The sequence below is a fragment of the Streptomyces sp. NPDC046308 genome, from assembly GCF_055588065.1.
Genome location: NZ_JBVJFB010000012.1, coordinates 107,127 through 123,066 on the forward strand (window position 1 = coordinate 107,127; position 15,940 = coordinate 123,066).

The 15,940-nt window shown below is 74.2% G+C and carries 12 protein-coding genes; 8 read left to right on the top strand and 4 right to left on the bottom strand.

Annotated features, from left to right (window positions below; translation table 11 throughout):
- Nucleotides 1-15: 15 nt before the first annotated feature.
- The 3 genes from ACZ6JT_RS34340 to ACZ6JT_RS34350 all read left to right on the top strand — a co-directional run bounded on the left by ACZ6JT_RS34340 (nt 16) and on the right by ACZ6JT_RS34350 (nt 3,100).
- Nucleotides 16-1,191 (top strand): sensor histidine kinase, encoded by a 1,176-nt coding sequence (locus tag ACZ6JT_RS34340; protein ID WP_469215984.1) that lies wholly within the window; start codon nt 16-18, stop codon nt 1,189-1,191.
- Between the two features lie 4 nt (nt 1,192-1,195).
- Nucleotides 1,196-1,846 carry a response regulator transcription factor gene (locus ACZ6JT_RS34345; protein ID WP_469215987.1) on the top strand — a complete coding sequence of 217 codons (651 nt, stop codon included), beginning with the start codon at nt 1,196-1,198 and terminating at the stop codon, nt 1,844-1,846.
- Nucleotides 1,847-1,945: 99 nt separating this feature from the next.
- Nucleotides 1,946-3,100: an ROK family transcriptional regulator gene (locus ACZ6JT_RS34350; protein WP_469215989.1), complete on the top strand. Its 1,155-nt coding sequence runs from the start codon at nt 1,946-1,948 to the stop codon at nt 3,098-3,100.
- Nucleotides 3,101-3,170: 70 nt separating this feature from the next.
- Here ACZ6JT_RS34350 and ACZ6JT_RS34355 read toward each other — a convergent pair whose 3' ends face one another.
- Nucleotides 3,171-3,941, bottom strand: coding sequence for a GntR family transcriptional regulator (locus ACZ6JT_RS34355; RefSeq protein WP_469215991.1), 771 nt, complete (start codon nt 3,939-3,941; stop codon nt 3,171-3,173).
- A 311-nt stretch (nt 3,942-4,252) separates the two neighbouring features.
- Here ACZ6JT_RS34355 and ACZ6JT_RS34360 point away from each other — a divergent pair, with 311 nt between their 5' ends.
- From ACZ6JT_RS34360 to ACZ6JT_RS34375, 4 genes are all read left to right on the top strand, one after another.
- A complete protein-coding gene (locus tag ACZ6JT_RS34360) occupies nt 4,253-5,104 on the top strand; it encodes an alpha/beta fold hydrolase (protein WP_469215993.1) in 852 nt (283 codons plus the stop codon).
- Between the two features lie 223 nt (nt 5,105-5,327).
- Complete coding sequence (locus tag ACZ6JT_RS34365) at nt 5,328-6,887, top strand: alkaline phosphatase D family protein (protein WP_469216108.1); 1,560 nt, start codon at nt 5,328-5,330, stop codon at nt 6,885-6,887.
- Between the two features lie 184 nt (nt 6,888-7,071).
- On the top strand, nt 7,072-8,520 hold the full coding sequence (locus tag ACZ6JT_RS34370; protein WP_469215995.1) for a GNAT family N-acetyltransferase: 1,449 nt from the start codon (nt 7,072-7,074) through the stop codon (nt 8,518-8,520).
- 253 nt (nt 8,521-8,773) lie between these two features.
- Complete coding sequence (locus ACZ6JT_RS34375) at nt 8,774-10,495, top strand: DUF885 domain-containing protein (protein ID WP_469215997.1); 1,722 nt, start codon at nt 8,774-8,776, stop codon at nt 10,493-10,495.
- Between the two features lie 135 nt (nt 10,496-10,630).
- Here the strand turns inward: ACZ6JT_RS34375 and ACZ6JT_RS34380 are convergent, their stop codons facing one another.
- Nucleotides 10,631-11,146 carry a rhodanese-like domain-containing protein gene (locus ACZ6JT_RS34380; RefSeq protein WP_469215998.1) on the bottom strand — a complete coding sequence of 172 codons (516 nt, stop codon included), beginning with the start codon at nt 11,144-11,146 and terminating at the stop codon, nt 10,631-10,633.
- Between the two features lie 95 nt (nt 11,147-11,241).
- Here ACZ6JT_RS34380 and ACZ6JT_RS34385 point away from each other — a divergent pair, with 95 nt between their 5' ends.
- Nucleotides 11,242-11,688 (top strand): Lrp/AsnC family transcriptional regulator, encoded by a 447-nt coding sequence (locus ACZ6JT_RS34385; protein WP_469216000.1) that lies wholly within the window; start codon nt 11,242-11,244, stop codon nt 11,686-11,688.
- On the opposite strand, the gene ACZ6JT_RS34390 is transcribed toward ACZ6JT_RS34385, so the two are convergent.
- Both ACZ6JT_RS34390 and ACZ6JT_RS34395 read right to left on the bottom strand, forming a co-directional pair.
- Nucleotides 11,678-14,689 (bottom strand): AAA family ATPase, encoded by a 3,012-nt coding sequence (locus ACZ6JT_RS34390; protein ID WP_469216001.1) that lies wholly within the window; start codon nt 14,687-14,689, stop codon nt 11,678-11,680. The genes ACZ6JT_RS34385 and ACZ6JT_RS34390 overlap by 11 nt on opposite strands.
- Nucleotides 14,686-15,855 carry an exonuclease SbcCD subunit D gene (locus tag ACZ6JT_RS34395; RefSeq protein ID WP_469216003.1) on the bottom strand — a complete coding sequence of 390 codons (1,170 nt, stop codon included), beginning with the start codon at nt 15,853-15,855 and terminating at the stop codon, nt 14,686-14,688. The genes ACZ6JT_RS34390 and ACZ6JT_RS34395 overlap by 4 nt, the downstream gene beginning before the upstream one ends.
- Nucleotides 15,856-15,940: the final 85 nt, after the last annotated feature.

Sequence of the window (15,940 nt, forward strand, 5' to 3'; positions counted from 1 at the left end):
TGTCACGATGAGTGCATGTACCGACTGCTCCGTGCCCCGCTCCAACCGGTGACCTACTCACGCTGGTTGCACCTCTGCGTGCCCGTGCTGCTGGTGGCCCTCTGGTTGTTCATAGGGCCCGAGGTGCCGTGGGTTCCGCTGCTCATCGCGGTGCCGCTCGGTCTGGTCCCCTGGGTGCGGCTGGTCGAGGGGCTGCAGGCCCGGTTCCTGCTCACCCCGCACGACTGGGACCGCTCGGAGAGCACCATCAGCGCAGTCCGCTCAAAGCGGTGGAACGACCGGTGGCGGACGCTGCTGTGGCTCGAGGTGCGGCTCGTCCTCGCGGGGGTCGCCTGGGTCCCGACGGTGTGGCTCCCGGCCATGACGGTCGAGCTGGTCTCGATCGCGATCGGGCATCCGCTGGGTGGCGACCTCATGCTTCCCGTCGTGCTCCCGTGGTGGGCCGCCGCGCTGCTGGTGCCGGTGCCGCTGGTCCTGCTCATCGCCATAGTGGTCCTGCTCGGGGAGCTGATCACCGCGATCGCCCAGCGGTTGCTGGGGCCTTCGGCGGCCGAGCGGCTCACCGCGCTGGAGGCCCGGACCGAACAGCTGCTGGAGCGGAACCGGATCGCCCGCGAACTGCACGACTCCATCGGGCACGCGCTGACGGTGGCGGTGGTGCAGGCGGGGGCCGCCCGGGCCGCCGGCGACCCGGAGTTCACGGACCGGGCGCTGTGCGCGATCGAGGAGACGGGCCGGGCCGCGCTGGAGGATCTGGAACGGGTCCTGGGAGTCCTGCGAGAGTCCGGGCACCGACCGTCGCAGCGCCCGACGCTCGTTGAGGCGGACCGGCTGCTGGAGTCGGCCCGGGCCTCCGGGGCGGCGGTGGACGCCCAACTGACCGGCCCGCTCGACACGTTGCCCGGGCCGGTCACCCGGGAGGGGTACCGGATCCTTCAGGAGGCGCTCACGAACGTGCTGCGGCACTGCGGTCCGGTACCCGTCCGGGTGAGGATCGAGATGGCCGGGGACCGGCTGGACCTGGAGGTGTCGAACCCGCTGCCGGCGGGGCCGGCCCTGACGCAGGGCAGCGGGAGCGGGCTGCGCGGGATGCGGGAGCAGGCCGCGCTGCTCGGCGGGGAGGCCGAGACCGGTCCGTACGAGGGCAGTTGGAGGGTGCGCGCCCGGCTTCCGCTGGAGCGAATACGCTGACCGGATGCCGGTTACCGTACTGCTCGTCGATGACGAACCCCTCGTGCGCGCGGGTCTGCGCGCCGTCCTGGACTCACAGCCCGACATCGAGGTGGTGGGTGAGGCGGCGGACGGGGCCTCCGTGGTCCCGCTCGTCCGGCAGCTCAGGCCGGACGTGGTGGCCATGGACGTGCGGATGCCGCTGCTCGACGGGATCGAGGCGACCCGGGCGGTCCTGAAGTCGGTGGACTCCCCGCCGAAGATCCTGGTGGTCACCACCTTCGAGAACGACGAGTACGTCTACCAGGCGCTGCGGGCCGGAGCCGACGGGTTCCTGTTGAAGCGGGCCAGGCCTTCGGAGATCGTGCACGCGGTGCGGCTGGTGGCGGAGGGCGAGACGCTGCTCTTCCCGGCGGCGGTGCGGGCTCTGGCCGCGGAGTACGGGAACCGGAAGGCCCGGGCGGTGCTGGAGCGGGCCGCGCTGACCGAACGGGAGGAGGCGGTCCTGCGGCGCATGGCGCGGGGACTCACCAACGTGGAGATCGCCGGTGAGCTGATCATCAGTACGGAGACGGTCAAGTCCCACGTCAGCGCGATCCTGGCGAAACTGGGGGCGCGGGACCGCACCCAGGCCGTGATCATGGCGTACGAGTCGGGGTTCGTCTCGCCGGCCTGAGGAAGAGCTGATTCCGGCCGATGGGGGGCCGCTTCTCGCCGCCGCACCGGGGGCGCAGTACGATCCGGCTGACAAGCTCGCTAGCTGGGAGGACACACGTTGGGGCAGCTGACCGGCGGGGACCCCTCTCTGCTCCGGCGGATCAATTCCGCCGTCGTGCTGCGCGCCCTGCGCACGGCCGGATCTCCGACCCTCACCGACCTCACCCGGCTGACCGGGCTCTCCCGGCCGACCGTCGAAGGTGTCGTGGAGGGGCTGATCGGGACCGGGCTCGTCGTCGAGGCCGAGGCGGAGGAAGGCGCGCGTCGCCAGGGACGGCCGGCGAGGCGGTTCCGGTTCCGGGCCGAGGCGGGGCATCTGCTGGGCATCGAGATCGGTTCGCACCGGATCGCGGTGCTGCTGTCCGGGCTGGACGGCCGCGTCATCGGCGCCGGCACCAAGGACGTCGCGGAGGACGCCTCGGCGGACGAGCGGCTGGAGCGGGTGCGGGCGGCCGTCGCCGATCTGCTGCGCCGCGCCGGCGTTCCGCGCGACTCCCTGCGGGCGGTCGGGGTCGGCAGCCCCGGGATCGTGGAGGCGGACGGCACGGTCCGCCTCGGCACGGCGCTGCCCGGCTGGACCGGGCTGCCGCTCGGGGAGCGGCTGCGCCGCTCGTTCCGCTGCCCCGTGCAGGTGGAGAACGACGCCAACGCGGCGGCGGTCGCCGAGCACTGGAAGGGCGCCGCGCGGGACACCGACGACATGGTGTTCGTGATGGCCGGGCTCAGTCCCGGCGCCGGCTCACTGATCGGCGGACGACTGCACCGGGGCTTCGGCGGGGCGGCCGGTGAGATCGGCGCCCTGCACCTGCTGGGCCGCGAGGTCACGCCCGAGCGGCTGCTGTCGACCACGGGCGAGCCGCTGCACCCCCTGGACGAGCCCGCCGTGGCCGAGGTCTTCGCGATGGCCGGGCGGGGCGACGAGCGCGCGGTGGCCGCCGTGGAGCGGTTCCTGCAGCGGCTGGTCCACGACGTGGCGGCGCTGGTCCTGGCGATGGATCCGGAGCTGGTGGTCGTCGGCGGCTGGGCGGCCGGACTCGACGGGGTCCTGGAGCCCCTGCGCCGGGAGCTGGAACGCTACTGCCTGCGCCCGCCTCGGGTGGCCCAGTCCCTGCTCGGCGAGGCCGCGGTGGCGACGGGGGCCCTGCGGCTCGCGCTGGACCACGTCGAGGAGGAGCTCTTCGCCGTGGAGAAGACGGTCACGGCCCGCCGCTGACCGCTTGCCCGGCGGGCCCGCGGTCCCTCCGGGGCCGGCCGGGGCCGTGACGGCCCGGCCGGGGCCGGGTTCAGGAGGCGACGCGGGGTTCGTGGGTGATCTCGACGTGGCCCGAGTCGCCGAAGGTGAGGCGGCAGGTGTCGGCGCGGTAGGTGGCCACCGAGACGGCGGCCGTGCCCGCGGCGGTGAAGTAGCGGGTGGTGACCAGGAGGACCGGGGCGCCGGGCAGGCGGTCCAGTTCCTTGGCGTCGTCGGCGCGCGCGGAGCCCAGCTCGACCGAGCGGTCCTGGCCGTCGAGGACCAGTCGCTGCAGCTCGCGCAGGACGGCGCGGGCACGGGCCGGACCGGAGGGGGCCTCGATCGCGGGAAGTCCGGGCACCGAGGCGGCCGGTACGTAGAGCAGCTCGGCGGCGACGGCCTGGCCCTGCGCGACCCGGGTGCGGCGCACCGTGTGCACCGGCTGGTCGGCGGCGAAGTCCCCACTGGTACCGAGGAGCCCCAGCACCGCGGCGGGCGGCAGGCTCTCGGCCGCGTCCACCGGCTGCCAGTCGTCGGCGCCGTCGCCGGGCCAGCTGTGCTGCGCGGTGCCGACGGCGACGCCCACGCGCGGCGGGGCGACGGTGGTGCCGACTCCGCGGCGACGCTGCAGCCGGCCTTCGAGCTCGAGCTGCTCCAGCGCCTGACGCAGCGTCGCGCGGGCGACGCCGAAACGGGCGGCGAGTTCACGCTCGTTGGGCAGGACCTCACCGACGGCGAAGTCCTGGTCGAGCGCCTCGCTGAGGACGGTCTTGAGGTGCCAGTACTTCGGCTCCGGCGCCGTTTCGAGCTGCGTGGTCCCCACCCTGACTCCTCCTGCCGTCGCTGCACTCGCCGTGTGTTCCAGCGGCAGTTCCGCGCCTTTGTTTATTAAAGGTTCCTGCACTATCCCTGCGACGATAGGACGGTGCACCCCCTTGGTCAAGACCAATGCTCATCCCTTTGCCGGGCAGATCGGGCATACGTATCAAGCCGTTCACGGGATGTTCTCGTGGTTCTCGTGCGCCCCGAAGGCTTGTAGTCAAGGCCTACCGGACGGTAATCATGGCGGTAGGCCTACTGACAGCCTGTCTGACAGCCTGTCTCGCACGCGTCCCCCCGACGAGGAGCAGCAGCATGACCGCCACGGTCTCCTTCACGTTCGATTCGCCGCTCGGCCCCCGCACCACCACCGTCGCCTACGAGCGCAAGGGCTCCGGCGAACCGCTTCTCCTCCTCCACGGCATCGGCCATCACCTCCAGGCCTGGCAGCCCGTGACCGACATCCTGGCCGCCGAGCACGACGTGATCGCCGTCGATCTGCCGGGCTTCGGCGCCTCGGAACCCCTGCCGCAGGGGGTTCCGTACACGCTGGGGACCGTGGCCCCCGCGCTCGGCGCGCTCTGCGCGGCCCTCGGCGTCGAGCGCCCGCACGTCGCGGGCAACTCGCTCGGCGGGCTGCTCGCCCTCGAAATGGGCCGGAACAAGCTCGTCCGGTCGGTCACCGCCCTGTCCCCCGCCGGGTTCTGGACGGAGGGCGAGCGGCGCTACGCCTTCGCCGCCCTCCTCGCGATGCGGGCCGGCGCCAAGGCCCTGCCCCTGCCCGCGGTACGGCGGCTCTCGCTCAACGCCGCCGGCCGTGCCGCGCTCACCGGCACCATCTACGCCCGCCCGGCCCGCCGTTCGCCCGAGGCCGTGGTCGCCGAGACACTCGCCCTGCGCGATGCCACCGGTTTCGAGGAGACCCTGGCCGCCGGCGGTTCCGTACGGTTCACCGACGACGTGCCCGGTCTGCCGGTCACCATCGCCTGGGGCACGCGCGACCGGCTGCTGCTGCGCCGCCAGGGCGTGCGCGCCAAGCACACCGTCCCGGGCGCCCGGCTGGTCCGGCTCCCGGGCTGCGGTCACGTCCCGATGAACGACGATCCGGCGCTCGTCTCCCGGGTGATCCTGGACACGGCCCGCCGCGCCAGCTTCGTGCCGGCCTGAACGACTGCCCGGGTGACTGCCCCGGCGGCTGCCCGAACGACCACCCGCAGCGCCTCCCGAAGGACCGGGCGACGTACGGGACGAAGTACCGGGCGGCTGAACGGATGAGCGGCTGACGGCTGTTCATCCGAGGTTCGCGTGGGCGACGCGGCCGGGCCGGGGTGCGACGGCACGCTGGTCCGACCCGTCCTCGCCGGCCCCTGGAGACCCACCGATGGCATCGATGCCGCACACCCGACGGACCCTCATCGGGGGTTCCCTCGCCCTGTCCTCCGCGCTGTTCGCCGCTCCGGCTCTGGCCGCCCCCGCCTTCGCCCGCTCCGGCCGGCCGAAGGCGCTCTGGGGCGTCCAGTCCGGCGAGATCACCGCCCACTCGGCCACCGTCTGGACCCGTGCCGACCGCCTCGCGCGGATGTACGTCGAGACCTCCCCGAGCGAGGCGTTCCGCTACGCCGTACGCCGCCACCGCGGTCCGCTGCTCGGCCCGTCGAGCGACTTCACCGGGACCACCGTCCTGCGCGACCTCCCGCCCGGGCAGCAGATCCACTACCGCGTCGTCCTGGCGGACCCCGACGACCCTCGCCGCACCGCCGAGCCGGTCCACGGCACCTTCCGCACCACCCCCGTCTCCCGCCGCCACGGCGTGCGCTTCCTGTGGTCGGGAGACCTGGCGGGCCAGGGCTGGGGCATCAACCCCGACCTCGGCGGCTACCGCGTCTTCGACGAAATGCGGCTGCGCAACCCCGACTTCTTCCTCTTCAGCGGGGACACGATCTACGCCGACGGGCCGATCAAGGAGTCCGTGCCCCTGCGAGACGGCAGCCTCTGGCGCAACGTGACCACGGAGGAGAAGGCGAAGGTCGCCGAGACGCTCGCCGAGTTCCGCGGGAACTTCCGCTACAACCTGCTCGATCGCAACCTCACCGCCTTCAACGCCCAGGTCCCCGTCCTCGCGCAGTGGGACGACCACGAGGTCCGCAACAACTGGTACCCGGGCCAGCTGATCGACGACCCCCGCTACACCGTCAAGGAGGCCGACACCCTCGCCGCCCGCGCCCGTCGGGCCTTCGGCGAGTACTTCCCCGTCACCGACCTGCGCGGCGGCCGCGCCGAGGGCCGGATGTACCGGGTGATGCGGTACGGCCCGCTGCTCGACGTCTTCGTGCTCGACATGCGCACGTACCGGAACGCCAACTCCCCCGGCACCCAAGCCGAGGACCCCATCGGCATCCTCGGCCCAGAACAGCTGGCCTGGGTCAAGCGCGAGCTCTCCCGCTCCCGCGCCACCTGGAAGGTCATCGCCGCCGACATGCCGCTCGGCATCGTCGTCCCCGACGGGGCCGCGAACTTCGAGGCGGTCGCCCAGGGCGACCCGGGCGCTCCGCTGGGTCGCGAGCTCCAGATCGCCGAACTCCTGCGCCACATCAAGCACCAGCGCATCACCGGCACCATCTGGCTCACCGCCGACGTGCACTACACCGCCGCGAACCACTACGCGCCCGAACGGGCCGCCTTCACCGACTTCGCGCCGTTCTGGGAGTTCGTGTCCGGCCCGATCGGCGCCGGCGGCTTCCCGGCCGGGCGGCTCGACGCCACCTTCGGCCCGGAGACGGCGTACGTCCAGTCGGCCCCCTTCGCCAACATGTCGCCGTCGGAGAACCCTCCGTACTACGGCGAGGTCGACATCGACGGCGGCAGCGGGGAGCTCACGGTCCGGCTGCGCCGCCAGGGCGGCGGCGTCCTGTTCACCAGGACGCTCCAGCCCGGCCGCGTGGGCCAGTAGGGCGCGGGGTCCGGGGGCGCGCGGCGCGGCCCGGAGGCGCGGCCCGGAGGCACGGCGCCGGGGCCCCCACGCTCGTTTCCGGAAATGGCTCGGAAAACTGGATGAAATCGGCCAGATGGACACTTAACCAGTCGGTCACAGATCGTTCGTGATCACGCAACACCCCTGAGCCACAGTGGTGTGCATGACTGACCGTAGCCTCGCCTCCGCCCAGCGTCCCCACCGCCACCACTGGCGCCGCGACCTCGTCGAACTCGCCGCCCTGTTCTGCGCGGTCGCGGTCGCCGACGCCATCGCCAATCTCGTAGCGCACGGCCCGAGGGGCCCGATCCTCCTGGTCGCCTCGGCCGTCGCACTCCTGGTGACCGCGGCGTTCCACACCTGGTGGGCGCGGCGGCACAGCCATGCGCCGCCGCCGCAGAGCACAGCGCCCGGTGATCCGACGCCGGCCCCGGCCGCGGCCTCCGGTCCGACCGCGACGGCGACCGCCAGCCTGTGGCGGATGCGCACGACCGTACGGGACGAGCCCGGCTCCCTGGCGGCCGTCTGCACCGCGCTCGCCCGCAGCGGCGTCGACATCCTGACCCTCCAGACGCACCCGCTGCCCGAGGGCGGCACGGTCGACGAGTTCCTGCTGCGCGCCCCTCAGCAGCTGGCCTCCGCCGAGCTGACCCGCGCCATCTCCGGGGCCGGCGGCCACAGCACCTGGATCGAGCGCGCCGACGCGCACGACCTCGTCGACACCCCGACGCGCGTCCTGGGTCTGGCCACCCGCACCGCCCTCGACGCCGCCGAGCTCCCGCTCGCACTGCGCCAGCTCCTCGGCCGCTGCACCATCCACTCGATCCCGGCGACCACCCTCTCCGGCCGCCCCAACCTCGGCGCGGACGCGCCCGTCGAAGGGGTCCTGGAGGCCACCGTCATGCGGCTGCGCGACCCCTCGGGCGGCGCGATCACCGTGGAGCGGCCCTACCTGCCCTTCACCCCGACCGAGTTCGCCCGGGCCCGCGCCCTGGTCGAGCTCGACGCCCGGCTCGGTCCCCGCGTCCCGCGCAGCCAGGACGTGCTGACCCTGCCCGAGGGCAACGAGATCACCGTGCGCCGCGCCGACGGCTCCGACCAGGCGGCGGCCCGCGCCATGCACGACCGCTGCTCCGAGCGCACCCTCGGGCTGCGCTACCACGGGCCGGTCGCCGACGCCGACCGCTACCTCGGCCACCTGCTGAGCCCCCGCTTCGGCCGCACCCTCGCCGCCACCACCGCCTCCGGGAAGCTCGTCGCCCTCGGCCACCTGCTGTGGGACGGCGACGAGACCGAGGTCGCCCTGCTCATCGAGGACGACTGGCAGCGCCGCGGCATCGGCTCGGAGCTGCTGCGCCGGCTCATCGCGATGGCTGTCGAGGCCGGCTGCGACAGCGTGTACGCCGTCACGCAGGCCGCCAACACCGGCATGGTCGCCGCCATGCGCGGCCTCGGCCTCCCCCTCGACTACCAGATCGAGGAGGGCACCCTGGTGATCACCGCCCGGCTCGACGCCACCCCGGTCAGCGCGCGCCCGCCCTACGAGCTCCCCCGCGAGCTGCCGTACGAGCTGCCGCGCGACCAGCAGGCCGCCGCGCGCCGCCCGCGCTGAAGCCCCGTCACCCCGAGTCGGCCCCGACCAACCAAAGCCAACCAAGACCAGCCCAGACCAGCCCGATCCGGCCCCAACCGGCCCGCGGACCGCCGCGGGCCGGTCTCGCCGGGTCCGGGCCGGATCGCCGTAAGCCCGTACGAACCGCCCGGAACGGGACGACCAGCAACCGGACGGCCGGCCCCGGTGCACGTCGGAAGGCCGATGGCAATCTGTGATGACGGGAGCACGTCCCTCGTACGAAGATGGCCGCATGTCAGAGATCCTCCAGAACGGCAGCGCACCCCAACTGCCCCGCCAGGTGGCCGACGCGTACGTCGATGCCCTCATCGCCCTCGACCCGATCACGGGCACCTACCTCGGTGTCGCCGCGAGTTCCACCAAGCTTCCGGACTTCTCGCCGGCGGGTCGCGCGGCCGTCGCCGAGCTGGCCCGCGACACGCTCGCCCGCCTCGAGGCCGCCGAGGCGCTGCCGGGTGCCGAGGCCGACGCCGAGCGCCGCTGCGCCCGTCTGCTGCGCGAGCGCCTCACCGCCGAGCTCGCCGTCCACGAGGCCGACGAGCACCTGTGCGCCGTCAGCAACATCCACGGTCCCGCGCACGAAGTCCGCGAGGTCTTCACCCTGACGCCCTCCGACACCGAGGAGGACTGGGCGGCGATCGCCGAGCGCCTGCGCGCCGTCCCGGCCGCCTTCGCCGGTTACCGCGAGAGCCTGCAGCTCGGCCTGGAGCGCGGCCTGTACGGCGGCCCGCGCGCCACCACGACCCTGATCGGCCAGCTCGGCGCATGGGCCGGTGAGCCCGGCGAGGGCGGTGAGGGTGGCGAGGGCGGTGCCTTCTTCCAGGAGTTCGTCTCCGCCGGCCCGGACGCCCTGCGCGCCGAGCTGGACGCGGCCGCCGCCGGCGCCACCGCCGCCGTCGTCGAGCTGCGCGACTGGCTGAGCGCGGTGTACGCCCCGGCCGTCCAGGACAAGCCGGACACGGTCGGCCGCGAGCGCTACGCCCGCTGGTCGCGGTACTTCAACGGCACGGACCTCGACCTGGACGAGGCCTACGCCTACGGCTGGGCGGAGTACCACCGGCTGCTCGCCGAGATGAAGACCGAGGCCGCCAAGATCCTCCCGGGCGTCGGCCCCTGGGAGGCGCTGAAGCACCTGGACGAGCACGGCACCCACATCGAGGGCGTGGACGAGGTCCAGGCCTGGCTGCAGGGCCTGATGGACGAGGCCATCGAGAACCTCGACGGCACCCACTTCGAACTCGCCGAGCGGGTGCGCAAGGTGGAGTCCCGGATCGCCCCGCCGGGCGGCCCCGCGGCCCCGTACTACTCCTCCCCCTCGGAGGACTTCTCCCGCCCGGGCCGTACCTGGCTGCCCACCATGGGCCAGACCCGCTTCCCGGTCTACGACCTGGTCTCCACCTGGTACCACGAGGGCGTGCCGGGCCACCACCTGCAGCTCGCGCAGTGGACGCACGTGGCGGACCAGCTCTCCCGCTACCAGGCCACCGTCGGCTGGGTCAGCGCCAACTGCGAGGGCTGGGCCCTGTACGCGGAGCGGCTGATGGACGAACTGGGCTACCTCAAGGACGCCGAGCAGCGCCTGGGTTACCTGGACTGCCAGATGATGCGCGCCGCGCGCGTCATCGTGGACATCGGCATGCACGTGGGGCTGCGGATCCCGGACGACTCGCCGTTCCACCCGGGCGAGAACTGGACGGTCGACCTGGCTCAGGAGTTCTTCGGCCTGCACAGCGGCCGGCCGGCGGACTTCATCGAGAGCGAGCTGACCCGCTACCTGTCGATGCCGGGGCAGGCGATCGGCTACAAGCTGGGCGAGCGCGCCTGGCTGCTGGGCCGGGAGAACGCGCGGGCCGCGCACGGCGCGTCCTTCGACCTGAAGGCCTGGCACATGGCGGCGCTGTCGCAGGGCTCGCTGGGGCTGGACGACCTGGTGGACGAGCTGTCGAAGCTCTGACGGCGCGGCTCGTGCGGTCCGCCGCGAACGACGGACGGGCCGCTCGTCTCCCCCGGGGGACGAGCGGCCCGTCCGCGTAGGCCGCGTAGGCCGCGTAGGCCGCGTAGGCCGCGTACGCCTCGTAAGGCGCTCACGTCAGCAGCCGCAGTCGTCCGAGTCGGTGGGCGCGGTCAGCGGGTCGGCCTCGGCACGCTGCTCGCTGCCCTGCCAGGTCTCGACCTCGAAGCCCTCGCGGATCCAGTACTCGATGCCGCCGAGCATCTCCTTGACCTGGAAGCCGAGTTCGGCGAGGGCGAGGGCGGAGCGGGTGCCGCCGTTGCAGCCGGGGCCCCAGCAGTACGTCACCACGGGGACGCTCTTGTCGAGGAGCCGCTCGGCCTGCTCGGGGATGAGGGCGGTCGGCAGGTGGATGGCTCCGGGCACGTGGGCCTGGTCCCAGGACGGGGTGGAGCGGGAGTCGATGAGCTGGAAGCCGAGCTCGACGCCCTGTTCCCGGTGGGCCTTGAAGGCGCTCGCGACGTCCGAGACGTCCGCGTGGAAGGCCAGGCTCGCGGCGAAGTACGCGGCGGCCGCGGCCGGGGAGGCCGGGGGCACCCGGAGCACGGGGTTGGCGGTGGCGGGGGCGGTGGCGGTGTTCTGCGTCGTCGTCATGGCAAGAAATCTACGATTTGTTGATCACTTCTCGGAAGTGACTTTCCCCGGCCTTTTCCTTGTCCTGCCGGGGAATCCCCTGCTACACCTGCGCCATGACCGACTATTCCCCTGACGCCACCGACTGGCGCATCCTCGAAGCCCTCCAGCGGGACGGCCGCGCCAGTTTCACCGAGCTCGCCCGGTCCGTGTCCATGTCCGCGAGCGCGGTCACCGAGCGGGTCCGCCGGCTGGAGGAGACCGGCATCATCACCGGCTACACGGCGGTGGTGGACCCGGACAAGCTCGGCAAGTCGATCCTCGCCCTGGTGCGGCTGCGCTATCCGCACGGCAACTACAAGCCGTTCCACGACTTCCTGGACGCCACCTCCGAGATCCTGGAGGCCCACCACGTCACGGGGGACGACTGCTTCGTGCTCAAGGTCGCGGCCCGCTCGATGGGGCACCTGGAGGAGGTGACGGGCCGGATCGCCGGCCTCGGTCCGGTCACGACGAGCATCGTCTACTCCTCGCCGCTGCCCAGGAGGCCCCTCAGTCCGTGAGCGCCGCCGTGCGGTGGCGCACGACGGAGCCGCCGCGCTGCTTGACGATCTCCAACTGGGCCTGGACCCGGGTCCGCAGGTCGGCGACGTGGCTGACGATGCCGACGCTGCGGTCGCGCTCGCGCAGCGAGTCCAGTACGTCGAGCACCTCGTCCAGCGCCTGGTCGTCGAGGCTGCCGAAGCCCTCGTCGATGAAGAGGGTGTCGAGGCGCACGCCGCCCGCCTCGTCGGTGACCACGTCGGCGAGGCCCAGCGCGAGGGCGAGCGAGGCGAAGAAGGTCTCGCCGCCGGACAGGGTGGCGGTGTCCCGCTCGCTGCCGGTCCAGGCGTCGACCACGTGCAGGCCGAGGCCGGAACGCCCGCGTCCGCCCGCCCGCGCGTCGGAGTGGACCAGGGTGTAGCGGCCGCCGGACATGCGCAGCAGCCGTACCGTCGCGGCGGCGGCCACCTGCTCCAGGCGGGCCGCCAGCACGTACGCCTCCAGCCGCATCTTGCGCTCGTTGTCGGCGGAGGTGCCCGCGGTGAGTCCGGCCAGCCGGGCGACGCGGTCGTAGGCCTCCCGCAGCGGGCCCAGCGCGCGCAGTTCCTGCTCGGCCTGCCGGGAGAGGCGGTCCAGCTCCGCGCAGCGCTCCCGGGCCGCGTCGGCGGCCGACCCCGCCGTACGGAGCCTTGCCGCGGCCTGGGCGGCGTACGCCTCGGCCCGCTCCGGTTCGGCCGGGGGCAGCGCCGCCGCTTCGGCGGCGCCGGTCTCGCGGCGGCGGTCCGCGAGGAGGGCCTCCTCCGTCTGCCAGGCGTCCAGCCGGTGTTGGAGCGCGGTGCGTTCGTACTCGGGGAGCACCGCGTCGGCGGCGGCCTCGATGGTGTCGAAGCCGGCCTTGAAAGCGGCGTCGGCGAGCTGGTCGTCGGCCTCCTTCAGACGGGCCGCGGTGCCCTCGGCGCGGCGCAGCGCCACGGCGGCGGACGAGACCATCCGGACCCGGTCCTCCAGGGTGCGGGCGCGGGCCGCGACGGTGGGCGCGCCGTCCCGTACGAGGGTCAGTTCGGCCTCCAGGGCGGCCTGTTCCCGGTCCAGGGCCTCGCGGCGGGAGGCCCGGGCGGCGGCCCGGGTCTCGGCGCCCTGCCGCTCGGAGCTGCGCGCGGCGTGCTCCCGTTCGGCGCGGGCGAGCCGCTCGCGGGCGGAGTGCAGTCCGGCGGCCGCGGCGTGGGCGGCGGCGTGCCGGGCGCTCAGGTCCGAGGTGAGGGCGAGGAGTTCGGCGGTGGTGGCGTCGCCGGCGGCGGCCGCGGCCTCGGCGCGGGCCTCCCGGGCGGCGGCGAGCCGGCGTTCGACGGAGGCCCGGGCCTGTTCGGCCCGCTCGAAGAGGCCGTGGGCGGCGTCCTCGGCGGCGCGGTCCACGTGGCCGGGGGCCGGGCGGGCCGGAGCGGGGTGTTCCGCGGACCCGCACACGGTGCAGGCCTCCCCCGCCACCAGGGCTTCGGCGAGTTCGGCGGCGATCCCGCGCAGCCGGGCCTCCTTGAGCTCCAGCCAGCGCTCCCGGGCGGCGGCCGACTCCTCGCGCAGGGTGAGCAGTTCGGCCTCGGCGCGGTCCGCGTCCGCGGCGAGCTCGTCCCTGCGGCGGGCGGCGTTGAGGTGCATCCGGGCCGGTTCCAGCCGGCCCGCGAGCTGTTCGGCGAGGGTGGCGGCCTGCTGGGCGGCGTCCACGCGCTCCTGCAGGGCGGCCCGGGTCGCCTCCCAGCGCTCCAGCCACTCGGCGGACTCCTGGTGCTGTTCCTCGGCGGCCCGGGACTCCCGTTCCAGGTCGGCGCGCTCGCGGCCGATCTCGGAGCTGCGCTGTTCGGCCCGGTGGGCGGCGCCGAGCGCGCCGAGGTCCTCACGCAGCCGCTGTTCCACGGCGGCCAGCTGTTCGGTGCCCGCCTCCTTCAGCTGCGGCGGGAGTTCCGCGCGGGCGGCCGCCTCCGCGTGCGCGGCGGCGAGGTGGGCGGCGGAGGCGGCGCCGCGCAGTTCCAGGGCGGGCGCGACCAGGGCTCCGCGCCGGGCCCGGTCCAGCAGCTCGCGCACCCGCTGCCGCTCGGGCTCCGCCTCGGCGAGCAGGGCGGCCCGGCGGACGGTCTCCGCGTGCCGGCGCTGGAGCCGGTCGAGCTCGCGCGCGTCCTCGGCGGCCCGCCGGGCGGCGTGGTGGCGGCTCTCGACGGCCGCGAGCGCGTACTCGGCGACGTCCAGCCGTTCCCGGGCCGAGCAGCGGGCGACGGCCGCCCAGGCCCGGACCGCTTCGGCGAGCCCGGGATCCCCGGGCTGGTGTCCGGGCAGCGGCCAGGCCCGCAGGTCGGCGCTGTCCCCGGCGGCCTGGGCGAGCCGCTGCGCGGTGTGCAGCACTTTCTCGTCGCCGGCCCGGACCTTGGCCTCGGCGGCCCGGCGGCGCTCCCCGAGGAGTGCCTCGACGGCGGCGAAGCGGCGGGTGTCGAAGAGGCGGCCGAGGAGCCGGCCGCGGGCGGCCTCGTCGGCCCGCAGGAACTTCGCGAACTCCCCCTGCGGCAGCAGGACGACCTGGCAGAACTGCTCGCGGCTCATGCCGAGCAGCTGCTCGATCTCCTCGCCGATCTCCTGGTGGGAGCGGCTGAGCGGTTCCCAGCCCTCGCCGGTGTGCTCGCGCAGCCGGCTCTGGGCCTTGTCCTTGGTGGTGCCGGTGCCGCGCTTCTTCGGGCGCTCCTGCTCGGGGCGGCGGGTGATCTCCAGGCGGCGGCCGCCCGCGGTGAGTTCGAGGGTGACCTCGGTGGGGGTCCCGGCGGCGGCGTGGTCGCTGCGCAGGCTGGTGCCGGGGGCCTGGCGGGGGCCGGGCACGGATCCGTAGAGCGCGTAGCAGACGGCGTCGAGGACGGAGGTCTTGCCCGCTCCGGTGGGCCCGTGGAGCAGGAAGATCCCGGCGGCGGACAGGGCGTCGAAGTCGATCTCCTGGGGCTCGGCGAAGGGCCCGAAGGCGGTGACGGCGAGCCGGTGCAGCCTCATCGGTGGGTCTCCTGACGGCTGTCGTCGGCCCGTACGTCGTCGAAGGCGCCCTGGAGGACGGCCCGTTCGGCCTCGTCGGCCCGGCCGCCGCCGCGCACGTGGGCGACGAAGTCCTCGGCGATCTCCTGGTCGCTGCGGCCGCGCAGCCGCTGGGCGTAGGAGGAGCCGGCCTCCTCCTCGCGGCCCTCGGGGTCGAAGGCGAGGCTGAGGGTGTGCGGGAAGCGGGCGGCGAGCCGGGCCATGGGGTCGTCGGGGCGTACCGGGTCGGTGAGGGTGGCCTCGACCCAGGCGTCCTCGTGCACCGCGTGCGCCGGATCCGCCAGCAGGTCGTCGAGGCGTCCGCGCAGCCGTGCGAGCGGGCGGGGTACGGGGGTGTCGATCCGCTCGGCGCCGGCGATCTCCCCGTTCGCGCCCAGTTCGATCAGCCACATGGTCTTGCGGTGGTGGACTTCCGAGAAGGAGTAGGCGAGCGGGGAACCGGAGTAGCGGACCCGTTCGTTGATCGTCTGGCAGCCGTGGAGGTGGCCGAGGGCGGCGTAGTCCACTCCGTCGAAGACGGAGGCGGGCACGGCCTCGACCCCGCCGACGGTGATGTCGCGCTCGCTGTCGCTGGCCTGTCCGCCGGTGACGAAGGCGTGTGCCAGGACGACGGAGCGGGTGCCGGGCGCGCGGGCGGCCAGGTCGGCCCGGATCCGGTCCATGGCCGCGCCCAGCACCGCCTCGTGGCTGACCTTGTCCGCGCTGAACTGGTCCTTCACCAGGGCCGGTTCCAGGTAGGGCAGGCCGTAGAGCGCCACCTCGCCGTGCGCGTCGGCCAGGACGACGGGGTGGGCGCAGCCGGCCGGGTCGGTCCGCAGGTGGATCCCGGCCCGGTCGATCAGTCCGGCGCCGACGCCGAGCCGGCGCGCGGAGTCGTGGTTGCCGGAGATCATCACGGTGGGCACGCCCAGGTCGGCGAGCCGGTGCAGGGTCCGGTCGAACAACTCGACGGCGGGCAGCGGGGGCACGGCCCGGTCGTAGACGTCACCGGCGACGAGGACGGCGTCGACCTCGCGCTCGCGGACGGTCTCGACGAGGTGGTCGACGAAGGCGGCCTGGGCGCCGAGCAGGTTCACCCGGTGGAAGGCCCGGCCGAGGTGCCAGTCCGAGGTGTGCAGGAACTTCACTCGCCGGCCCCGCCGCGCATGCCGTCTCCCCCTGGTCGTCTCCCGCTCGCTGAACCCCTCTACGCTAACCCGTCCCCGGGGGCGC